Below are 21,427 nucleotides of genomic sequence, written 5' to 3'. Positions count from 1 at the left end.
TTAATCGTCGGCCGGTTTCATGCCGGTTTGTGCATGGTTTCTGGCCTGCACTGCGGGCGCCATGCCATCTCTCTCGGCATCCAGCGTTTTGTTGATCTCTATGCCTTTGCGATAGTAATCGTCTATCGGAGGGTCAGGATGGGTGATCGCCAGATACAGCGTGATAAAAGAAGCCACCACCACCAGCGCCGGGCCGCCAATAATCAACCAGACATAGGGGTTCTGGTACCATTTCTGTGCATCGACCATCTGTGTTCCTTTATGCATTATGCCTTGTGCCACTTTGCTTTACTCCGTTCGTTCGTCGTTCATTAGCAGCTGACCCATTAATTACTGGGCACGATAAATACAGATTTTTCCTTGATGGTTTCTTTGCCTTGAATATCCGTCATTTCAAAGAATATCTTGTGTGATCCGGCGCGTGTCTCACCATCCGGCAGCTGCACCTCAACAATGACATTACGCTTCTCAAAAGGTTTAAGCGCTTTGATCTGCTGCACATTATTATCGGAAAAATGCACGGCCAGATCAGGTAAACCAGTGACTTTCAGGTCATAATCCCGCTCTACTTCGGTCTCATTTTCCAGCTTGAGGTTATACACGTTCTCAATCTTGCCATCATTGGTATAACGCGCCATCACCGCGCGGTCACGCAACACATCCAGCCTGAAATCAGGTTTGTAATAGATGCTGACCACCATGCCAACCACCATGGTCATCAGGATAGTCGAGTAGATCAGCACGCGTGGCCTTAACAGGCGCGCCAGCATCTGCTGCCGGCTCCAGCGGTTATCTATACCGTTCTGTGTCGTATATTTGATCAGCCCTTTGGCATAACCCATTTTATCCATGACATCATCACAGGCATCGATACAGGCGCCGCAACCGATACACTCATGTTGCAAGCCGTTGCGGATATCGATGCCGGTCGGGCACACCTGCACGCAGATATTGCAATCAATGCAACTACCCAGGCCATTGGCATTCTCGCCAGCTTTTTTAGAGCGCGAGCCACGCGGTTCACCACGCGCTTCATCGTAGGTGACTGTCATGGTGTCGCCATCAAACATGGCACTCTGGAAACGCGCATACGGGCACATGTATTTGCATACCTGTTCACGCATATAACCGGCGTTGCCATAGGTGGCAAAGCCATAAAACAGTACCCAGAAGGTCTCCCACACCCCTGACTCCAGCTGGATCAGGTTAGGCACCAGCTCGCGCATAGGCGCAAAATAGCCAACAAAGGTGACGCCGGTCCACAAGCCGAACGCGATCCAGGCGAACTGTTTCAGCGATTTACGCGTGATCTTGTTCAGGTTCCATTTGCTGTCATCCAGGCGCATGCGCGCAATACGGTCACCTTCTATCTTCTGCTCCATCCACATATAGATTTCGGTGTATACCGTTTGCGGGCAGGTGTAACCACACCACAGCCGCCCGGCGATCGCAGTGAACAGGAACAGCGACAATGCAGAGACGATGAGCAGGAATGAAAGGTAGATCAGATCCTGCGGATGAAAGATCAGGCCAAACACGTAGAAGCGCATGCCTTCCAGGTCGAACAGCATGGCCTGGCGGCCATCCCACTGCAACCAGGGCACGCCATAGAAAAACAACTGCGTCACCCACACCATCACCCAACGCCAGTTGTTGTAAAGACCGGAAACGCTACGCGCGTAAACCTTATCTTCAGATTTATAAAGCGAAAAAACCACCTCCTGCTCAGGAATGGTGGTTATTTTCACAGCATTTTTTCCAATGTCGCCCATGGATTTTTGCATGCCTTACTTGTTGGAAAGACCCCAAACATAAGCGGTCAGCAGATGGATCTGCTCAGGACTGAATTTCTCTTCCCAGGCTGGCATCTGGTTGGTTTTACCTTCGTGTATACGCTTGATGATGGCTGCTTCACCCTGGCCATGCAACCAGGTGTTGTCTGTCAGGTTAGGTGCACCTATCATCTGGTTACCTTTACCGTCAGCGCCGTGGCAAGCTGCACAGACCACGAATTTATCCTTACCGGCATTGGCACGACCCGAGTCATGGATGCTGCCAGACAGGCTCAATACGTAGTTAGCCACGTTTTTAACGTCTTCTTCGCTACCGACAGCGGCTGCCATTGGCGGCATCATGCCGATACGGCCTTCAGTGATGGTTTCCTTGATGCGTTCCGGGCTGCCACCGTATAACCAGTCATTGTCTGACAGGTTAGGAAAGCCGCGGCTACCTTTGGCATCTGATCCATGGCAAGCTGCGCAGTTGTTCAGGAAGATACGTTTACCGATATCACGTGCTTCAGGGATCTTGGCAACATCTTCTACAGACATCGCGGCATATTTGGCATACAGCGGCGCAACTTTTTCATTGTTTTTAGCCACTTCAGCTTCGTACTGCTTGACGCCGGTCCAGCCAAATTTGCCTTGGTACTCACCCAGACCCGGGAACAGGTACAGGTAAGCCAGACCAAAGATCACCGTGATGATAAACAAGCCTACCCACCACATTGGCAACGGATTGTTCATTTCCTTGATGCCGTCCCACTCGTGACCATTGGTATTATCACTATCCAAAGTCACTTTTACGCGGCTAGCGAAAATCAGCAAGCCGACACAGAATGCAATCCCACCCAGGGTAATGGTCGAAATCCAGATCGGCCAAAATCCACTTACAAAATCACTCATGATGTTTTTCCCTTAACCTTTCCGCACAGGGTTTTAGTCTTGATCGAACGGCAGGTTCTGCGCGTCCTTGAACTGTGCGGAGTTACGATTGCGCCATGCCCACACTGCGATCACTACAAACAGGGCAAAGGTCAGTAATGTAAACAGTATGCGTAATATGCTGATGATATCCATGGCGCGTCTCCTTATTTATTTGAGGTGTATACCCAACACTTGCAGGTAAGCCACCAGTGCATCCATTTCAGTTTTACCCTTAATGGCAGCACCACCTTCTTTGATCTGCTCATCGGTGTATGGCACGCCTACTCTGCGCAGGGCCGCCATATGGTCACCAATGGTCGTATCGTCAACCAGGTTTTCATTCAACCAGGGATAAGCTGGCATGATGGATTCTGGAACCACGTCACGCGGCTGGTTCAAATGCACACGGTGCCAGTCATCAGTGTATTTACCGCCTACCCTATGCAAGTCAGGACCAGTACGCTTGCTACCCCATTGGAACGGGTGATCGTAAACATATTCACCAGCCACTGAGTAGTGACCGTAACGCAGCGTTTCAGCGTGGAAAGGACGTATCATCTGTGAGTGGCAGTTGTAGCAACCTTCACGTTGATAGATGTCACGGCCAGCCAGCTGTAATGCAGTGTATGGCTGCAAACCACGGATAGGTTCTGTCAGTGTCTTTTGAAAAAACAAAGGCACGATTTCTGCCAAACCACCAAAAGAGATGGTGATTAAAGTCAGCACGATCAACAGAAAGTTGTTGGTTTCTATCTTCTCGTGCAGATTGCCACTTTTGTGTTCATGAGATGCCATGATGAATTCCTTAAGCGTGTGCAACCACAGCCGGTATCTCTACCGTGGCTGGTTTGCCGCTAGTTGCTGTTTTATAGGTGTTCCACAACATGATCACTAAACCGCTCATGTAGAGGAAACCACCAATCGCACGGGTGAGGTAGTACGGGAATTTTGCTTTTACGCTTTCCACAAAGGTATAAGCCAAAGTACCGTCAGCGTTCATGGCACGCCACATCAAACCTTCCATCACACCGGAAATCCACAATGCTGCGATGTATAACACCACACCAATGGTTGCCATCCAGAAATGCACTTCGATCGCTTTCACGCTGTACATCTGTTTCTGGCCGAACAGGCGCGGGATCAGGAAGTACAGTGAGCCGATGGAAATGAAACCTACCCAGCCCAAAGCACCAGAGTGCACGTGGCCTACGGTCCAGTCAGTGTAGTGAGACAAAGCGTTCACAGTCTTGATCGCCATCATAGGGCCTTCAAACGTACTCATACCGTAGAAAGACAGTGAAACGATCAGGAAACGCAGGATAGGGTCAGTACGCAGTTTGTGCCATGCGCCGGACAAGGTCATGATGCCGTTGATCATACCGCCCCAGCTAGGTGCAAACAGGATCAGCGATAACACCATACCCAATGACTGTGTCCAGTCTGGCAATGCGGTGTAATGCAGATGGTGAGGACCCGCCCACATATAAGTAAAGATCAGTGCCCAGAAGTGCACGATAGACAGGCTGTAAGAATACACAGGACGCTCGGCTTGCTTAGGCACAAAGTAGTACATCATGCCCAGGAAACCAGCTGTCAGGAAGAAACCAACCGCGTTGTGACCATACCACCACTGCACCATCGCATCTTGTACCCCTGCATAAGCAGAGTAAGACTTGAACCAGCCAGCCGGGATAGCCGCACTCTCAACGATGTGCAACAAAGCCACCGCCAGGATAAACGCACCGTAGAACCAGTTAGCCACGTAAATGTGTTTGACCTTGCGGATACCTATGGTACCGAAGAACACGATGGCATAAGAGATCCACACCACAGCGATCAGGATATCGATAGGCCATTCCAGCTCGCCGTACTCTTTACCCTGGGTGTAACCCAAAGGCAGGGAGATAGCCGCAGCGACGATCACCGCTTGCCAGCCCCAGAAAGTAAAGCTCGCCAGTTTATCGCTGAACAAGCGCGTCTGGCAGGTACGTTGTACGACATAGTACGAAGTCGCAAACAAAGCACAGCCGCCAAATGCAAAAATCACCGCATTGGTATGCAGTGGTCTCAAGCGGCCGAAAGAAGTATATGACAAGCCCAGGTTTAAATCTGGCCACACCAGCTGGGACGCAATGATCACGCCCATCAATGTGCCAAACACACCCCAAACCACTGCCATGATTGCGAATTGGCGCACTACTTTGTCATTGTAGGTCGCAGCCTTCACGGTTGCATCTTGCATGGATTTCTCCCAATCATTAAAACAAACACCCAACATGAAAAAACTACTTTTTTTAGATACACACCCAATATCGCACACATTACATGGCGAGCATTTGACACATATCAATCCTGCTCTAGTATTCGGGACCCTTCTTCTTCCAGATCCTCAAATTGTCCTGTATGGATGGCCCACCAAAAGCCACCCAGAATCACAAACACCAGCAGCACTGCCAGTGGTATCAACATAAATGCTATTTCCATAGAGCTATGCCTGACCTTTCTGCCAACGCGACTTGTCCCAATCGGTCAAGCGCAATGCATTGAGCAACACCAGCAGCGAACTGGCCGCCATGCCTAAGCCGGCTAACCAGGCTGGCAGCAGGCCCATGATCGCTAAAGGCACGCCGGCAGCGTTATAAAGCGCCGCCCATAACAAATTTTGTTTAACGATGAGGATGGTTTTCTTGCAGTGCGAAATGAGCGAAACCAGCACTCCGATATCATTGCCCAAAATCACCATATCGGCTTGTGCCTGCGTCAAAGGGACGCCGGTACCCATTGCAATAGAAGTATGCGCTGCAGCAATGACAGGGCCGTCATTCAAACCATCACCAACCATTAAAACTTTCCGCCCCTGTTGTTGCAGCAACATCACGTGTTGCAGCTTATCTTCTGCTTTTTGCAGACCTGACGCACTCGTAATACCGAGTTGTAATGCCAGATTTTTTACCGGCGCTATTCTATCACCAGATAACAGTTGAATATCAAGCCCTTGTGAAATTAATTGTGAAATCGCCGCCTTGGCATGCGGCTTCACTTGCTCGACCAGCGTGAATCTGGCGACCATCACCTGGCCTGCCACCAGATATACCTGGCGCTCTGCCGAGGCCTCTGCTTCGGCCATGCCGGTGAATTGCGCATTGCCAAGTCTGACTGCCACGGCAGTGTCAGCCTGGGTATCCAGCGTGGCTGAAATACCGCCGCCTATCACTTCCTGCCAGTCATGCATGGCCAGGTCACTCACGGCGTCCTGCGTCAGCGCATACGTGTGCAGCGCCTTGGCCACCGGGTGCAGCGAGTCACGCGTGACAGAAGCCAGCATATCGAGGACCAGGGTATTGCCCCAGTCGGCATGCAGTTCAGCCAGCTGCACTTGCTGCAGGTTTTCTGTCAGCGTGCCTGTCTTATCAAACACGATGGTGTCTATCTCGCTGATCGCCTGGATCGCCTGCAGGCGGCGTATCAGCACGCCACCTTTGGCAAACGTACCCGCGCTGGCAAGCATGGCGGCCGGGGTCGCCAGCGACAATGCGCACGGGCAGGTCACCACCAGCACCGCCACTGCAGACATCACCGCTTTGGCCGGGTCGACAGCCCACCAGTAGACCACCGCCACCAGCGCTGCCAGCAATACGCCCCACAGGAAAGGTTGCGCCACTTTATCTGCCAGCAGGGCGATGCCAGGTTTTTCTGTCGATGCCGAAGCCATCAGATTGACCAGCGCATGGTATTGAGTGCCCTCGCCCACCTGCTCAACCTGCATTTCTATCACTGAAGTCAGGTTGCCAGAACCGGCGATCACTTGCGCGCCGGTAGCTTTCATCACCGGCTCAGACTCGCCGGTAAGCATGGATTCATCAGCACTGGTATTGCCGACCACCACTTTGCCATCCGCGGCGAACACTTCACCCGGACGCACGAACAGGATATCGCCGACATTGATATTACTGGCAGCGATCTGCACCCACTCGCCGGCCTCGTTTTTCTTGAGCACCGCATTGGGCAAGCGGCGCATCATGTTTTCCAGCGCGCCGGCGGTGCGGTTGCGCAGCTTCACATCCAGCCAGCGTCCGATCAGCAGGAAACTGACGAACATGGTGAGTGAATCGTAATACACCACATCGCCCCACCAGCCGCCAGGCGCAAACGTCGCCAGTGTGCTCATGACGAATGCGGCGATGATACCCAGCGACACCGGCACATCCATGCCCAACTGGCGCTGCCTGATACTGGCCCAGGCTTGCGACAGAAATGGCGTCGCCGAGAACAGCATCACCGGCAATGTCAGCACCCACGAAGCCCATTTCATCAACTGCACCATATCCGGCGCCATGTCGTTGCTGTCAGCCGTATAGGTCGGGTAGGCGTACATCATGACCTGCATCATGCAGAAAACCGCGACCACCAGCCGCCACAGCATCTTGCGCTGCTGTATGGTTCTATCGGTGATGGCGTTGTACTCGTTGAGTGGCAAGGCGGAATAGCCTATCTGATCCAGATTGGCGAACCATTGCGAAGGGGAGATCTTTTGCGCATCCCAAACCACACGTACGCGTTTGGAAGCAGCACTGGCATAGACGGCAAGTACGCCGGGGATCTGTTTGATATTTTGTTCTATACGCCCGCTACAGGCGGCGCAATGCATGCTGTCGACCCAGACATGTGAGGTCCAGATGCTGGATGAGCTTGACTCGCGCTGGCTAAAACGCTCCCATTCAGACTGGATATCCAGTCCTTGCCAGGGGTTTGCGCTGTTCACTACCTGCGACTTTGCCATTGCAATATGGACCATTCGTGAAACATTATACAACTTTATATTATATGATTGGATATAATATAAATCAACGTCTTAGCTGATATTTGAAGGGTAGATTAAACCCGAAAACGGCTGCCTGTTACTTGATTCAGCGCAAACATCTGCTAACAGATACACCGCTGAAATAGCAATTGCCGGAGCAATCGGCTCCGGCATGCCAACATTTATCACTTCACTTTCATGCCTGGCTGGGCACCGCTGTCTGGAGACAGGATGTAAGGCCCGCCGCGCTCGTCACTGGCTGCCAGCACCATGCCTTCACTCAGGCCGAATTTCATCTTGCGTGGCGCGAGGTTAGCGACCATCACGGTCAGGCGTCCGACCAGGCTGGCCGGGTCATAGGCAGACTTAATCCCGGCAAATATCTGACGTGGGTTTTCTTCGCCGATATCCAGCATTAATTTCAGCAGCTTTTCTGCGCCTTCCACATGCTCGGCACTGACGATCTTTGCTATGCGCAGATCGACCTTGGCAAAGTCATCAATAGAAATATAAGCACCCCCTTCTGCTGCTGCAGTCGCTTCTGCCTTCTTTTCTGCCTTTGCTTCAGACTTCACCGGAGCCGCCGCAGTTGCCTGCAGGTTTTCCTTGTTGGCATCAACCATAGCTTCTATCTGCTTGTTTTCAATCCGAGTAATCATATGAGAATACTCTTTAATCAAGTGCTCCTGAGTTAGTGGCTTGTTGATATCATCCCACATCAAAGGTTCGATATTCAGAAAGCTTTCCACGCTTTGAACAAGACTAGGTAAGACAGGCTTCAGATATATGCTTAGCAATCTAAATATCTCTAAAGATTCAGAGCAAATCTGCCTTAATGCGAACTCATCAGCTTTATCATTCAGATTTTTTGCCAACACCCAAGGAGCTTTTTCTGCAATATACGCGTTAGCAACATCAGCCAACTTCATAATTGATACAACTGCTTGGCTGAAGTTTCTAGCCTCAAAATGCTTTGAGATAACCGTAGATTCTTTTTTAATTTGCCATATAACTAATCCAGGTCTTTTTACGGGGTCATTATCAAACGTTCCAAGTAAAAGTGGCTCAGAAACCCGTCCATTAAAGAATTTATGGATAAATCCAGCAGTACGGCTGGCGATATTGATATATTTACCTACTAAATCACTATTTACCCGCGCGACGAAATCTTCCAAATTCAAATCGACATCTTCCATGCTGCCGTTCAGTTTGGCTGCGTAGTAATAACGCAAGTATTCTGGGTTCTTAACGTGATCAAGGTAACTGCGTGCAGTGATAAAAGTTCCTCGTGACTTGGACATTTTCTCTCCATTCACTGTCAGAAAACCATGTGCAAATACTTGCGTGGGCTTGCGGTGACCGGAATATTCCAATGTTGCAGGCCAAAATAAGGCATGGAAATAAAGTATGTCTTTACCTATAAAGTGATAAAGCTCAGTGCTTGGATTAAAACCTTCATTACCTTCTTTTTTCCAATATTTATCAAAATCCAATCTTTCTGAAATTGGCAAGTCACCAGCATCTACTTTTGCATTGATAGTAGTTACCATATTTTTAAAACTGGCCATATAGCCTATAGGCGCATCCAGCCAGACATAGAAATACTTGCCAGGCGCATCCGGGATCTCAAAACCAAAGTAAGGCGCATCGCGGGAGATATCCCAGTCAGACAACTTGTTCTCACCCGTTTCACCCAGCCACTCGTTCATCTTGTTGGCAGCTTCGGCCTGCAAGCTGCCAGAACGCGTCCAGTCACGCAAAAAGTCCACGCACTCACTTAATTTAAAAAAGTAATGCTCGGTCTCTTTACGCACCGGCGTCGCGCCAGACACCGCTGAATAAGGGTTGATCAGGTCGGTCGGGCTATACGTCGCGCCGCAGGATTCACAGTTATCACCGTATTGATCCTTGGTATGGCACTTGGGGCACTCGCCTTTGATAAAACGGTCAGGCAGGAACATGCTCTTGACCGGGTCAAAATACTGTTCAATCGTCTTATTGGCGATCTTGCCATTGGCTTTCAGCGCACGGTAGATATTGCCGGATAACTGGCGATTCTCTTCAGAATTGGTGGAATAATAGTTATCGAACTGCACCAGAAAATCGGCAAAATCCTGGCTGTGCTCCACATGCACCTTTGCGATCAGCGCCTCAGGCGTGATGCCTTCTTTTTCAGCACGCAACATGATAGGCGTGCCATGCGTGTCATCCGCGCAAACATAGTGCACAGTATGGCCCTGCATTTTCTGAAAACGCACCCAGATATCGGTTTGAATATATTCAACCAGATGCCCCAAATGGATACTGCCATTGGCATAAGGCAAGGCGGAAGTCACCAGAAGTTTGCGTGTCATGAAAGCAAGACCGAAGTAAAAGGTGCTATTTTAGCAAACCAGCGCGCGTTTCTGCGACATTTATGCGGATAATCGGGATACGCCGTATTTAATTTCTAACCAGCTATAACCTTAATAAGAAATTAACGGCAACGCTCTTGGTAAACAAGCTGTTTGACTATGAGTATTTTAGTGCGGTGGCGCTTGCTTGAGTACAATCTTTGTTACAGCAGGTGCAGCACGGGGTATCTGATCTAGCCTGAGCAGGCATTTTGTTCCAGATTAATAAATATCATGAATGTTCTGGATACATGCAAAAAAGGGAATTGATAGCTTACGCTGATTTTCCAACCACAACTTCCCTGGCTATTTATTGGCCACCGCCTCTAGTGACTATTAGAGGTGGTGGGAGCTATCTTCAATCAGTTTATTCAAGCCAAAGAACGGCTTTAAAAGAATTTACGACCTCTAGCTTTTCGGAATCAACACCGCACTAATGGTATGAATCACGCCATTGTCAGCATTGATTTCATTACCTGTCACTTTCACGTTATTCACTTTTACGCCTTCGGTGACTGAGAGCTGCAAATCAGCGCCTTCCAAGGATTTAATTTTGCCGGCGCTCACGTCGGCCTGGGTGATCTTGCCGGGGTAGATATGGTAAGAAAGCACTTTTTTAAGTTGCTCGCTATTCGCCATCAAGGCGTTGAACTTGGCTTTGGGCAGTTTGGCAAAAGCGGCGTCATCAGGCGCAAATACCGTCATCGGGCCGTCGCCATTCAAGGTGTTATCCAGACCCGCGATTTTGACTGCTTTTAAAAAGGTTTTGTAACTGCCATCCTGTTGTGCGGTTTGCAGCAAGGTATCTGCATAGGCCATGCTGGAAAAGCTGGCGGCTAGAAGTGTGAGTGCGAGTATTTTTTTCATGATGGCTTTCCTGATAATGATTAAGCACGGATGTCGGTCTTGCGACCCCGTCACCCATGTACTCACACTATCCCTCTCGCCTTACGCTTAACTTACCGCCCTGCCCTTAAAACTTACAGGCACCTTACCAAGGCCATATATAGCCGCGAATGCAGGTGATGAGTGCAGCGCTACTTTTCAGTTAACAACTGCTCTTCATTCACCAGTTTCACTTCAACTAACTGTGCAATATCAATGTCTTTGCATTTGTTCATTTTAGCCGTGGCACAACTGAATTCCTGGCCGTGGAACAGCTCTCTGGCTTTTTCAAAATAGATCTTTGCCGCCTCTTTGTGGCCCATGCCCTCGGCAGCAAGCCCCAAATGGTAATAAGACAGATCGGATTTGTGGTTCACTTTGATCAGCGTTTGCATCAATCTGCGCCAATCTTCTTTTTGCAGATATTCGTTGATGGTTGAATTATTCATCAGGTTGGTCAGCCCGCAATTCACGCAGGTCAACTCCAGCGTGCCTTGTTTAAACGCGGCGTACTCGGCAGAATAGAATATGCGTGGTTTGATCACTGCATTGGGCGGGGCGAAGCTATTGCTGGCACCTTCGCTGGTCACCACCCTGACATTGCTTGAGTTGGCTAAGGGGTCGGTGCCCATTTTTACAAAGTTGTAACTGGGTTGGTTTTCCGCGCTGTAGCTTGCTTTGCTTTGCGCATAGATCTGCTGCATGGGGTCTTGCAGGGCTTTGAATGCATCTATCCTGTTAGGGGATGAAGGATGGGTGCTCCAGAAATCACCGCGTGTATCCTGGCCGGTGGCACTCATCATCTTTTCCCATATGCTGATGGCTGCGGCCGGGTCATAACCGGCTTGTGCGGCGATCTCCACGCCCATTTTATCTGCTTCAGTTTCGGCAGTCCTGCTATTGGGCAGGGTGATGAATGCAGCCGCGCCGACCACAGCCACATCTTGAACCACTCTTTGCGTTTGCTGGTTGTAGCGGCCATTATTGCTATCAGCAGCGGCGGCGACCACGGCGACAGTGCCGACTATGATCTGGCCAAGGATCTGATTCGACATCTTTTCGGCACCGTGGTTAGCCAGGGCGTGCGAGATCTCGTGCCCCATGACCTGGGCCAGTTCGTCGTCGCTGGGCTGTATCTTCTCCAGCAGGCCGGTGTTCACCCCCATTTTGCCGCCAGGCATGCAGAATGCATTGGGCGTGTCATCTTCTATCACATTGACTTGCCAGTTCCAGTCTACGGTTTCCGGCCTGTATTCTATGGCGCGGTGTACCAGCCGGTTGGTGATGGTACGCACGCGCTCGTTCACTGCAGGGTCTTTTGAGATCTTGCCTTTTTTCTCGTAACCATCCACCAGTGACAGATACATGCTGTCACTTTGCTGTATCACCGATTTTTCGGAAACAAATGCCAGCTGCTTTCTGCCTGTCATGGCATTCGTGGCACACCCCGTCACCAACATCAGCAAGACGCTAATCACAACCAGTCTGTAGCAGCGCATGATTGATCCTATCCTGTTATTTTTTAGGTTGTTTTTATGCTTAAAACCGTAGCATAAGTCGATTTTAATCCAGAGTAAATGGCTATTCACCGGATCATATTTTGACATAACTTTACAGGTTATCTGACATTAAAACTACTGCAATGCGATGAAAAAAGTGTCTGAAATTAGTGGGGTGCCTAATTGCAAGGGATGCAGTAAAATACCCGATTCATTTAGTCAGGCATTTCTGCAGGAATCCCAAGCATGGCCATCAGCGAACTATTGATTCAAAGCACTTTAAAACTGTGCATAGACCCGAATACCGGCAAGGATTTTATCAGTGCCAAATCCATCAAGAATATCCAGATCAGCGGCAACGATGTCAGCCTGGACGTGGTGCTGGGCTATCCGGCGCAAACCCAGTTTGATGTGATACGCCAGCAGGTTGTTGATGCTTTGCGGAGTATTGAAGGCATAGGCAATATCACCGTCAACATTGGCAGCCGTATCGTCGCCCATAGCGCGCAACGCGGTGTGAATTTGCTACCCAATGTGAAGAATGTGATCGCCGTAGCTTCCGGCAAAGGTGGCGTCGGCAAATCTACCACCTCAGTCAACCTCGCACTGGCATTAGCAGCTGAAGGTGCAACCGTAGGCTTGCTGGATGCCGATATTTACGGCCCCAGCCAGCCGCAGATGCTGGGTATTAGCGGCCGCCCGGACAGTGCCGATGGCAAGAGCATAGAACCTATGCGTGCGCACGGCATCCAGGCCATGAGTATCGGTTTTCTGGTGGACACCGATACGCCCATGGTGTGGCGCGGGCCTATGGTGACAGGCGCGCTGGAGCAACTATTACGCGACACGCGCTGGCAAGACCTGGATTACCTGGTGATAGATCTGCCACCAGGCACGGGTGACATTCAATTGACGCTGGCGCAGAAGATCCCGGTGACCGGGGCGATCATCGTCACTACGCCGCAAGACATCGCCCTGCTGGATGCGCGCAAAGGCCTCAAGATGTTTGAGAAAGTCGGTATCCCTATCCTGGGCATAGTCGAAAACATGAGTACGCATATCTGCTCCAATTGCGGCCACGAAGAGCATATCTTCGGTGCCGGTGGCGGCGCATTGATGGCAAGCGATTACAAGGTCGATCTGCTGGGCAGCTTGCCGCTGGATATCAATATCCGCATGCAGGCTGATAGCGGCCAGCCTACCGTGGTGGCAGCGCCAGACAGTGCTGTTTCGGCCAGCTATAAACAGATCGCGCGTAAAGCCGCCAGCAAGATCGCTATCGCCAGTTTGGACCATAGTGCGAAATTCCCTAATATTGTGATCCAGAAAACCTAGAAAGACATCGCCATGACCATGCGTGAGCATCATATTGCAGAACAGCTGATAGGCGCGCAGTACGAAGCCATGGATGAACGTACGCAAAGAGTGGCGCGGCAGCTGACCGAGCGCCGCCACATCTCCTACCAGCCTTCACAAAAGCCTGGCGGGCAGTCCAACCTGGGGCAGCGTGCCGCAGATGCCATGGCGCGTTTTGGCGGGTCGTGGACCTTCATCTTTATTTTCATGCTGATCCTGGTCAGCTGGGTGGTGCTCAACTCAGTGATCTTGTTACGCCACGGCAGCGCGTTCGACCCCTACCCTTATATCCTGCTCAATCTGTTTTTATCCATGCTGGCTTCTATCCAGGCACCTATCATATTGATGTCACAGAATCGTGAAGCCGAGATAGACCGCGGCCAGGCCGAGCATGACTACGAAGTGAACCTGAAAGCAGAATTAGAGATATTGCTGCTGCATGAAAAAATGGATGGCCTGCGTAACCAGCAATGGCAGGAGTTGATTCAATTGCAGCAGCAGCAGATCACCCTGCTGGAAAAATTGCTGGTGGATAGATCCAGATAAATTTCAGCTGCAAAAGACTCAACATATAAAAAAAGCGCCTGTTGGCGCTTTTTTATTAATGGTTAAGCCTGATTACTTGAGCTCAACACCAAAATTGTAGACATCTACACCATTGGGTGACTGAATCAACGTGGCCGGGATGGCAACGCCATTTCGCCAGTTGTCTACCGCTTCCTGCTTGCCGGCACCTGTCACCAGAAACATGACTTCATGGGTGTTATTCAGGCGGTCCTGGCTGATGGTGATGCGGTCAGCCGGTGGCTTGGGTGAGTTGAACACCGGCACGGCATCTGCCGTATTGTTCACCACCTGGCCGGGGAACAGGCTGGCGGTGTGGCCGTCTTCGCCCAGGCCGAGGATGACCAGATCAAAAGTGCGCACACCTTTTAATGTCTCTGTATAGGCCTTGGCGCCTTCCACATTGCCTAATTCAGCAGGAATATCGTGGATCTGATTTTCAGGAATCGCCACATGGCTCAACCAGGCATCACGCGCCATTTTGCTGTTACGCTCGGCGTGATCCACAGACAGGCAACGGTCGTCGTTATGATACACATGCCATTTGGACCAGTCGGCATCGGCCTTAGCCAGCAACTGGTACACCGCTTTCGGTGTGCTGCCGCCTGCCAGAACAATCAGGAAATCGCCATATTTGGCGATGGCTTCATCCGCAGCTGTTAAAATACGCTGCAAAGCGGCCTGATTGATCTCATCTTGTGATTGAAAAGTGTGCCAGCGTGTTTGAGAATTCAAAGACATAAAAAACCTGTAAGAAAACGATACAAAACTACTTATAAGTCATTTACAAAAACACTTTGTGACATTTTTGTTAAATAACAAATGCAGCCTTTCAGTCGCTGGCTGCATTTGTTATAATTATAACTGACTCGACATGATAATTCTGCAAAATTATCAAATTAACCCTGCTCGGGTTCATGCCATCCAAAAGATGGGTGTTCTAATAACTGTCCTTACACCATAGGAAAATCCGAATGAAATTAGCAATGATTGGCTTGGGCAAAATGGGCGGCAATATGGCTGCACGTTTGCTTCGTCACAAAATCAACGTGGTTGGTTTTGACTTTAACACCGAATTCGTTAACAAATTAGTAAAAGACGAAGGCCTTGAAGCAGCAACCTCAGTTGCTGATGCAGTGAGCAAACTGGAAGGCCAAAAAATCGTCTGGTTGATGTTACCAGCAGGTGAAATCACCGAAAACCAAATCAAAGACCTGATCCCACTGCTGAACAAAGGCGATATTATCGTTGATGGCGGTAACTCTAACTACAAACACAGCCAACGCCGTGGTGCTTTGCTGGCTGAACATGGTATCGGCTTTATCGACTGCGGTACTTCTGGCGGTATCTGGGGCCTGGATAACGGCTACTGTTTAATGTACGGTGGCGACAAACAGTTCGCAGACGTATTGGCTCCTTATGCACAGGCATTGACACACGTTGACCGTGGTTGGGCGCACGTAGGCCCGGTCGGTTCCGGCCATTTCACCAAAATGATACATAACGGTATCGAATACGGCATGATGCAAGCATTTGCTGAAGGCCTGGACCTGATCAAGGGTAAAGAAGATTTCCATCTTGACCTGGCTCAGATCACCGAACTGTGGCGTCATGGTTCCGTGGTACGCAGCTGGTTGCTGGACCTGACAGCTGAAGCGCTGAAAGATGACCAGAAACTGGAAGCGATCGCACCATACGTGGCTGACTCCGGCGAAGGCCGCTGGACAGTGGTCGAAGCAGTTGAACAAGGCGTAGCAGCGCCAGTGCTGACAGTGGCACTGCAAGCCCGCTTCCGCAGCCAGGACTCAAAAGGTTACAGCTACAAACTGCTTTCCCTGATGCGTAATGCATTCGGCGGTCACGCAGTAAAAACCAAGTAATAAAACAAGCCTCTCTTGATGAGAGGCTTTTTGCTTATTGCTACTGTTTTTTAAAAATATGGGAAAGGCTTGCCCTTTCCCGTTTACATTTTTATCTTAAGGTTAGAAATGACGAATAAAATTGATCCTTGCACACTGGTACTGTTTGGCGCTAGTGGCAACCTGGCCCGCGTTAAACTATATCCTGGTTTGTTCAGACTGGACTCACTGGGCCGCTTGCCGGCAGACCTGAAAATCGTAGGCGTAGGCCGTCAGGTAGTTGACCTGGAAGCCTGGCGTGCAGACATCAAAAGCATGCTGGATGCAAAATTTAAAAAAGGTTACGACCAGGCCGTGTTTGAGCGTTTTATCGCACGTAACTTTTACCATGCCAACCCGCCAACCGACCCGGATGCGTTCAGCAAGCTGAAAGCGACCCTGAGTGACGAAAAAGTATTCCCGCAGAACCTGGCTTACTTCCTGTCTGTGCGCCCGGTAGACTTTGCCCCTGTCGTAGAGTCATTGGCTAACGTAGGCCTGACGCAAGAAGACAAATACTGGCGCCGTGTGGTGATCGAGAAACCATTTGGTACCGATCTGCCATCTGCCAAAGAACTGCAGGCTGCTATCACCAAGCACCTGAAAGAAAGCCAGATCTACCGTATCGACCACTATCTGGGCAAATCGGCTTTGCAGAATATCCTGCTGCAACGCTTTACCAATACCGTGCTGGAACCGATCTGGAATAACCAGCATGTAGACCATGTGCAGATCACCAACACTGAAATGCTGGGTGTAGGCGACCGTACCCAGTTCTACGACAGCACTGGTGCGCTGCGTGACATGTTGCAAAGCCACATTCTGCAGACCCTGGCACTGACCGCGATGGAACTGCCAAAAGACCTGTCACCTGAAGGTGTGCGCGACGCGAAAATCGCGCTGTTAGAGCAGATCCGCCCTATCCCGGTGGACGAACTTGAAAAACACGCCTTCCGTGCGCAGTACAGCGCTGGCGAGATCAATGGCGAACAAGTGCCTGGCTATCTGGATGAACTGGGTAACAAAGACAGCGTGGTTGAAACTTATGCCGCACTGAAACTGTTTATCGACAACCCGCGCTGGAAAGGTGTGCCGTTCTATATCCGCACCGCAAAACGCCTGCACGAAGCCGATACCCGCATTGCTATCCGCTTCAAAAAAGCGCCGCTGCAGATCAATGACCAAGACCAGAACTGGCTCATCATAGGCATACAGCCACGTGAATGCATCAAACTGGAAATCCAGTCCAAGATCCCTGGCCTGGATATCCAGACACGCACCATACAGCTGGATGCCGCCAACCGTCAGGATAACGACGACAGCGTAGATGCTTACGAGGCACTGTTGCTTAACCTGATGCAGGGTGACAACTCCAACTACCTGCATATTTCTGAAGCTGAAGCGCAATGGCGCCTGGTTGATCCAGTCGTGAAAGCCTGGGCTGAAGACAAGCGCCCGGTACACCAATACCCGGCCGGCAGCCGTGACCCTGAAGCTTCCAAAGTGATCTTTGAAGGTGAAGATCAATTCTGGCGCTACAGCATTGAATTGGGCGGCGACAAATAAAGACCAGCGGTTGCAAAACCGCTGCCTTAAATAATCGCCAAAAATTCATAAAAAAATTGCAAAACTGACAACATTTGTTGTTATTATTTGCACTCACTAAAAGCGGGGTTTAAACTCCGCTTTTTTCTCTTTATCGCAAGCCTTGTACAACAACCACCTGGCGCGCGGAGACTGGATAAAGCAATGAGCATTAAGTCGGACAAATGGATACGCAGAATGGCTGAACAACACGGCATGATCGAGCCGTTTTCGCCGACATTGATACGTGAAGAGAATGGCGAAAAAATCGTCTCCTACGGTACTTCATCGTATGGTTATGATATCCGCTGTGCGGACGAATTCCGTGTGTTCACCAATATCAACAGCACCATCGTCGACCCTAAACAGTTCGACCCGCAATCGTTTGTCGAAGTCTCCGGCAAAGGCTACTGCGTGATCCCGCCTAACTCCTTTGCATTGGCGCGCACGGTTGAATATTTCCGCATTCCGCGCTCGGTGCTGACCGTTTGCCTGGGCAAATCCACTTATGCCCGTTGTGGCATCATCGTCAATGTCACGCCATTTGAACCAGAGTGGGAAGGCTATGTCACACTGGAGTTCAGCAACACCACACCGCTGCCGGCCAAGATCTATGCCGGTGAAGGCTGCGCGCAAGTGCTGTTCTTTGAGTCGGACGAGATCTGCGAAACCAGCTATAAAGACCGTGGTGGCAAATATCAGGGCCAGGTCGGTGTGACTTTGCCAAAAATCTGATTTTCGTCGTCATTCTGGCGCAGGCCAGATAAAAACTGCGAAGAAACTGATATGCAACCATGTGTTTATATCATGACTAATCAGCGCAATGGCACATTGTATATCGGCGTAACATCGAACCTTATAAAACGGGTTTGGCAACACCAACACGGAGCTGCTGAAGGCTTTACCAAAAAATATAAGTTACACATGCTTGTTTGGTATGAACTGCACGCCACTATGGAATCCGCAATCAGCCGTGAAAAAGCACTCAAATTTTGGAAGCGCATTGCAAAATTGCGCATTATTGAACAGATGAATCCAGATTGGCTGGACTTGTATCGTGAAATTACTGGTCTGGATTCTGGCCTACGCCAGAATGACAGCCACTACAAAGGTTGACTATGAAATTCCGTTTTCCTGTCGTCATTATTGACGAAGACTTCCGCTCCGAAAACTCTTCAGGCCTGGGCATACGCGTGCTGGCCAAAGCGATAGAAGAAGAAGGTACTGAAGTTTTGGGGGTGACCAGCTATGGTGACCTGACCTCATTTGCCCAACAGCAAAGCCGTGCTTCTGCGTTTATTTTATCTATCGATGATGAGGAAATCGTCGAGGAGAAGCCGGAAGCCATTGAGCAACTGCGTAATTTTGTGCAGGAGATACGCTACCGCAATGAGGAGATCCCAATCTTCCTGCACGGCGAGACACGTACCAGCCGCCATATCCCGAACGATGTGTTGCGTGAACTGCACGGCTTTATTCATATGAATGAAGACACACCTGAATTCGTGGCTCGCCTGATCATACGCGAAGCAAAAGCCTATCTCGATAGCCTGCCACCTCCGTTCTTCAAGGCATTGACGCATTACGCGGCCGATGGCTCCTACTCCTGGCACTGCCCGGGTCACTCTGGCGGCGTGGCTTTCCTGAAATCACCAGTTGGTCAGATGTTCCACCAGTTTTTTGGCGAGAACATGCTGCGTGCCGACGTGTGTAACGCAGTAGATGAACTAGGCCAGTTACTCGACCACACCGGCCCGGTGGCTGCTTCAGAGCGCAATGCTGCGCGCATCTACAACTGCGATCACTTGTACTTTGTCACTAACGGCACCTCGACTTCCAACAAGATCGTCTGGAACTCCACCGTCGCGCCAGGCGACATCGTGGTGGTAGACCGCAACTGCCATAAGTCTGTGCTGCACTCTATCATCATGACCGGTGCGATCCCGGTGTTCCTGATGCCGACGCGTAACCATTTCGGCATTATCGGCCCTATCCCGAAAAGCGAATTCGCCTGGGAGAACATCCAGAAAAAAATCGCCCGCAACCCGTTCGCCAGTGATAAAAACGCCAAACCACGCGTGCTGACTATTACGCAATCCACCTATGACGGCGTGTTGTACAACGTTGAAGAGATCAAGGAAATGCTGGATGGCAAGATAGACACCCTGCACTTTGACGAAGCCTGGTTGCCACATGCGACATTCCATGACTTTTATGGTGATTACCATGCCATAGGTGCCGACCGTCCGCGCTGTAAAGAGTCTATGGTGTTCTCTACCCAATCGACCCACAAACTGCTGGCTGGCTTGAGCCAGGCTTCGCAGATCCTGGTGCAGGACGCACAGGATAACCATTTGGATAGAGACCTGTTCAACGAAGCCTACCTGATGCACACCTCCACCAGCCCGCAATATTCCATTATTGCCAGCTGCGACGTGGCTGCCGCCATGATGGAAGCGCCAGGCGGCACTGCCCTGGTAGAAGAATCCCTGAAAGAAGCGCTGGATTTCCGCCGCGCCATGCGCAAGGTAGACGAAGAATGGGGCACCGACTGGTGGTTCAAGGTCTGGGGGCCCACTGACTTATCCGAAGATGGCCTGGAAGAACGCGACGCCTGGATGCTGAAAGCCAACGAACGCTGGCACGGTTTCGGCAACCTGGCCGAAGGCTTCAACATGCTGGACCCGATCAAAGCCACCATCATCACCCCGGGCCTGGATGTGGACGGCGACTTCTCTGAAGAGTTCGGCATACCCGCTGCCATCGTCACCAAATACCTGGCTGAGCACGGCGTGATCGTAGAAAAAACCGGCCTCTACTCGTTCTTTATCATGTTTACCATAGGCATCACCAAAGGCCGCTGGAACACCATGGTAGCCGCCTTGCAGCAGTTTAAAGATGACTACGACAAGAACCAGCCGCTATGGAAAGTATTGCCCGAATTCGTGCAAAAACACCCGCGTTATGAGCGTATAGGCCTGAAAGACCTGTCTACCCAGATCCATGAAGTCTACAAAGCCAATGACGTCGCGCGCCTGACCACCGAAATGTATCTGTCAGACATGGTACCAGCCATGAAACCGACCGATGCTTTCTCAAAAATGGCACACCGCAAAATAGAGCGAGTGGCGATCGATGATCTGGAAGAGCGCGTCACCGCCGTATTGCTGACGCCCTACCCGCCGGGCATCCCGTTGCTGATCCCTGGTGAGCGCTTTAACAAGGTGATTGTGAATTACCTGAAATTCGCGCGCGAGTTTAATGAGAAGTTTCCGGGTTTTGAGACCGATAACCATGGCTTGGTAAAACAACTGGTGAATGGTAAAGCGGAATATTTTGTTGATTGTGTCAAGCAGGACGATTAGGGGCTGATTGAAAGTAGCGGAAGAAACAGTGAAGGTCTGATGACTTTTGTTCCGCTGCTTTTCGCCACTGGGCGCGGCAAATAAGGGCGCTTAAAAAACCATCGCGAGCGATGCTCTTGCTGTGATGTTTTAATCGGTATTTCTTTGGATGGATTTTCGTTCTATTTCAGCATTTTATTTCGCCTGTAGGCGAGTTACTTTTCTTTGGATGGTTCAGTGGTCTATTTCAGCGTTTGATTTCGCCTCTAGGCGAGTTACTTTTCTTTGCTTGCCCAAAGAAAACGTAACCAAAAGAAATGCACCCTAGCTTCCGCTTTTTCCCTGCGTTGCTCATCAGCGTGGGCGTCCAACGAAACTCGCCCTAGCGGCTTGCACAC

At 50.4% G+C, this 21,427-nt stretch carries 19 protein-coding genes; 7 read left to right on the top strand and 12 right to left on the bottom strand.

Annotated elements, in window-relative coordinates:
- The 11 genes from ACT6RZ_RS14585 to ACT6RZ_RS14535 all read right to left on the bottom strand — a co-directional run bounded on the left by ACT6RZ_RS14585 (window position 1) and on the right by ACT6RZ_RS14535 (window position 12,283).
- Window positions 1-249, bottom strand: coding sequence for a FixH family protein (locus tag ACT6RZ_RS14585; RefSeq protein WP_444702818.1), 249 nt, complete (start codon window positions 247-249; stop codon window positions 1-3).
- Between the two features lie 77 nt (window positions 250-326).
- A complete protein-coding gene (gene ccoG, locus ACT6RZ_RS14580) occupies window positions 327-1,772 on the bottom strand; it encodes a cytochrome c oxidase accessory protein CcoG (protein WP_444702817.1) in 1,446 nt (481 codons plus the stop codon).
- Between the two features lie 15 nt (window positions 1,773-1,787).
- Complete coding sequence (gene ccoP, locus ACT6RZ_RS14575) at window positions 1,788-2,684, bottom strand: cytochrome-c oxidase, cbb3-type subunit III (RefSeq protein ID WP_444702812.1); 897 nt, start codon at window positions 2,682-2,684, stop codon at window positions 1,788-1,790.
- A gap of 33 nt (window positions 2,685-2,717) precedes the next feature.
- Complete coding sequence (locus ACT6RZ_RS14570) at window positions 2,718-2,858, bottom strand: cbb3-type cytochrome oxidase subunit 3 (protein ID WP_444702811.1); 141 nt, start codon at window positions 2,856-2,858, stop codon at window positions 2,718-2,720.
- Between the two features lie 15 nt (window positions 2,859-2,873).
- The gene (ccoO, locus tag ACT6RZ_RS14565) at window positions 2,874-3,500 is read right to left on the bottom strand and encodes a cytochrome-c oxidase, cbb3-type subunit II (protein WP_444702810.1); all 627 of its coding nucleotides are present in this window, start codon (window positions 3,498-3,500) and stop codon (window positions 2,874-2,876) included.
- 10 nt (window positions 3,501-3,510) lie between these two features.
- The gene (gene ccoN / locus ACT6RZ_RS14560; protein WP_379056156.1) at window positions 3,511-4,947 is read right to left on the bottom strand and encodes a cytochrome-c oxidase, cbb3-type subunit I; all 1,437 of its coding nucleotides are present in this window, start codon (window positions 4,945-4,947) and stop codon (window positions 3,511-3,513) included.
- A 104-nt stretch (window positions 4,948-5,051) separates the two neighbouring features.
- Window positions 5,052-5,189, bottom strand: a complete 138-nt coding sequence (gene ccoS, locus ACT6RZ_RS14555) for a cbb3-type cytochrome oxidase assembly protein CcoS (RefSeq protein WP_325240666.1) — start codon at window positions 5,187-5,189, stop codon at window positions 5,052-5,054.
- Between the two features lie 4 nt (window positions 5,190-5,193).
- Entirely contained in the window at window positions 5,194-7,485 is a 2,292-nt protein-coding gene (locus tag ACT6RZ_RS14550) for a heavy metal translocating P-type ATPase (RefSeq protein WP_444702809.1), read from the bottom strand.
- Between the two features lie 206 nt (window positions 7,486-7,691).
- A complete protein-coding gene (gene metG, locus ACT6RZ_RS14545; RefSeq protein WP_444702808.1) occupies window positions 7,692-9,860 on the bottom strand; it encodes a methionine--tRNA ligase in 2,169 nt (722 codons plus the stop codon).
- A gap of 447 nt (window positions 9,861-10,307) precedes the next feature.
- Window positions 10,308-10,766, bottom strand: coding sequence for a fasciclin domain-containing protein (locus ACT6RZ_RS14540; protein WP_444702807.1), 459 nt, complete (start codon window positions 10,764-10,766; stop codon window positions 10,308-10,310).
- A gap of 170 nt (window positions 10,767-10,936) precedes the next feature.
- Window positions 10,937-12,283: a M48 family metalloprotease gene (locus tag ACT6RZ_RS14535; RefSeq protein WP_444702806.1), complete on the bottom strand. Its 1,347-nt coding sequence runs from the start codon at window positions 12,281-12,283 to the stop codon at window positions 10,937-10,939.
- Between the two features lie 246 nt (window positions 12,284-12,529).
- Between ACT6RZ_RS14535 and apbC the strand changes: the two genes are divergently transcribed.
- Together apbC and ACT6RZ_RS14525 are read left to right on the top strand one after the other, a co-directional pair.
- Window positions 12,530-13,618 (top strand): iron-sulfur cluster carrier protein ApbC, encoded by a 1,089-nt coding sequence (gene apbC, locus ACT6RZ_RS14530; RefSeq protein ID WP_444702805.1) that lies wholly within the window; start codon window positions 12,530-12,532, stop codon window positions 13,616-13,618.
- A gap of 12 nt (window positions 13,619-13,630) precedes the next feature.
- Window positions 13,631-14,185: a DUF1003 domain-containing protein gene (locus ACT6RZ_RS14525; RefSeq protein ID WP_444702804.1), complete on the top strand. Its 555-nt coding sequence runs from the start codon at window positions 13,631-13,633 to the stop codon at window positions 14,183-14,185.
- Window positions 14,186-14,257: 72 nt separating this feature from the next.
- Here the strand turns inward: ACT6RZ_RS14525 and pgl are convergent, their stop codons facing one another.
- A complete protein-coding gene (gene pgl / locus ACT6RZ_RS14520) occupies window positions 14,258-14,944 on the bottom strand; it encodes a 6-phosphogluconolactonase (protein WP_444702803.1) in 687 nt (228 codons plus the stop codon).
- A gap of 233 nt (window positions 14,945-15,177) precedes the next feature.
- Between pgl and gnd the strand changes: the two genes are divergently transcribed.
- The 5 genes from gnd to ACT6RZ_RS14495 all read left to right on the top strand — a co-directional run bounded on the left by gnd (window position 15,178) and on the right by ACT6RZ_RS14495 (window position 21,050).
- Window positions 15,178-16,083 (top strand): phosphogluconate dehydrogenase (NAD(+)-dependent, decarboxylating), encoded by a 906-nt coding sequence (gene gnd, locus ACT6RZ_RS14515; protein ID WP_444702802.1) that lies wholly within the window; start codon window positions 15,178-15,180, stop codon window positions 16,081-16,083.
- Between the two features lie 108 nt (window positions 16,084-16,191).
- Window positions 16,192-17,667, top strand: coding sequence for a glucose-6-phosphate dehydrogenase (gene zwf / locus ACT6RZ_RS14510; RefSeq protein ID WP_444702801.1), 1,476 nt, complete (start codon window positions 16,192-16,194; stop codon window positions 17,665-17,667).
- A 183-nt stretch (window positions 17,668-17,850) separates the two neighbouring features.
- Window positions 17,851-18,420 carry a dCTP deaminase gene (gene dcd, locus ACT6RZ_RS14505; protein WP_444702800.1) on the top strand — a complete coding sequence of 190 codons (570 nt, stop codon included), beginning with the start codon at window positions 17,851-17,853 and terminating at the stop codon, window positions 18,418-18,420.
- A gap of 51 nt (window positions 18,421-18,471) precedes the next feature.
- Window positions 18,472-18,801, top strand: coding sequence for a GIY-YIG nuclease family protein (locus tag ACT6RZ_RS14500; RefSeq protein ID WP_444702799.1), 330 nt, complete (start codon window positions 18,472-18,474; stop codon window positions 18,799-18,801).
- A 2-nt stretch (window positions 18,802-18,803) separates the two neighbouring features.
- Window positions 18,804-21,050, top strand: coding sequence for an Orn/Lys/Arg decarboxylase N-terminal domain-containing protein (locus ACT6RZ_RS14495; protein ID WP_379029030.1), 2,247 nt, complete (start codon window positions 18,804-18,806; stop codon window positions 21,048-21,050).
- The last annotated feature ends 377 nt before the right edge of the window (window positions 21,051-21,427 follow it).

The organism is Methylophilus sp. (assembly GCF_052437885.1).
In the GTDB taxonomy this organism is placed as follows: Bacteria; Pseudomonadota; Gammaproteobacteria; order Burkholderiales; family Methylophilaceae; genus Methylophilus.
Note: the sequence above shows the minus strand (reverse complement) of the source record. Positions and strands in the feature narration are given on the sequence as shown.

Coding starts and splice junctions, on each gene's coding strand:
- ACT6RZ_RS14585 (WP_444702818.1), bottom strand. CDS start 249: ATGGTCGATGCACAGAAATGGTACCAGAACCCCTATGTCTGGTTGATT.
- ccoG (WP_444702817.1), bottom strand. CDS start 1,772: ATGGGCGACATTGGAAAAAATGCTGTGAAAATAACCACCATTCCTGAG.
- ccoP (WP_444702812.1), bottom strand. CDS start 2,684: ATGAGTGATTTTGTAAGTGGATTTTGGCCGATCTGGATTTCGACCATT.
- ACT6RZ_RS14570 (WP_444702811.1), bottom strand. CDS start 2,858: ATGGATATCATCAGCATATTACGCATACTGTTTACATTACTGACCTTT.
- ccoO (WP_444702810.1), bottom strand. CDS start 3,500: ATGGCATCTCATGAACACAAAAGTGGCAATCTGCACGAGAAGATAGAA.
- ccoN (WP_379056156.1), bottom strand. CDS start 4,947: ATGCAAGATGCAACCGTGAAGGCTGCGACCTACAATGACAAAGTAGTG.
- ccoS (WP_325240666.1), bottom strand. CDS start 5,189: ATGGAAATAGCATTTATGTTGATACCACTGGCAGTGCTGCTGGTGTTT.
- ACT6RZ_RS14550 (WP_444702809.1), bottom strand. CDS start 7,485: ATGGCAAAGTCGCAGGTAGTGAACAGCGCAAACCCCTGGCAAGGACTG.
- metG (WP_444702808.1), bottom strand. CDS start 9,860: ATGACACGCAAACTTCTGGTGACTTCCGCCTTGCCTTATGCCAATGGC.
- ACT6RZ_RS14540 (WP_444702807.1), bottom strand. CDS start 10,766: ATGAAAAAAATACTCGCACTCACACTTCTAGCCGCCAGCTTTTCCAGC.
- ACT6RZ_RS14535 (WP_444702806.1), bottom strand. CDS start 12,283: ATGCGCTGCTACAGACTGGTTGTGATTAGCGTCTTGCTGATGTTGGTG.
- apbC (WP_444702805.1), top strand. CDS start 12,530: ATGGCCATCAGCGAACTATTGATTCAAAGCACTTTAAAACTGTGCATA.
- ACT6RZ_RS14525 (WP_444702804.1), top strand. CDS start 13,631: ATGACCATGCGTGAGCATCATATTGCAGAACAGCTGATAGGCGCGCAG.
- pgl (WP_444702803.1), bottom strand. CDS start 14,944: ATGTCTTTGAATTCTCAAACACGCTGGCACACTTTTCAATCACAAGAT.
- gnd (WP_444702802.1), top strand. CDS start 15,178: ATGAAATTAGCAATGATTGGCTTGGGCAAAATGGGCGGCAATATGGCT.
- zwf (WP_444702801.1), top strand. CDS start 16,192: ATGACGAATAAAATTGATCCTTGCACACTGGTACTGTTTGGCGCTAGT.
- dcd (WP_444702800.1), top strand. CDS start 17,851: ATGAGCATTAAGTCGGACAAATGGATACGCAGAATGGCTGAACAACAC.
- ACT6RZ_RS14500 (WP_444702799.1), top strand. CDS start 18,472: ATGCAACCATGTGTTTATATCATGACTAATCAGCGCAATGGCACATTG.
- ACT6RZ_RS14495 (WP_379029030.1), top strand. CDS start 18,804: ATGAAATTCCGTTTTCCTGTCGTCATTATTGACGAAGACTTCCGCTCC.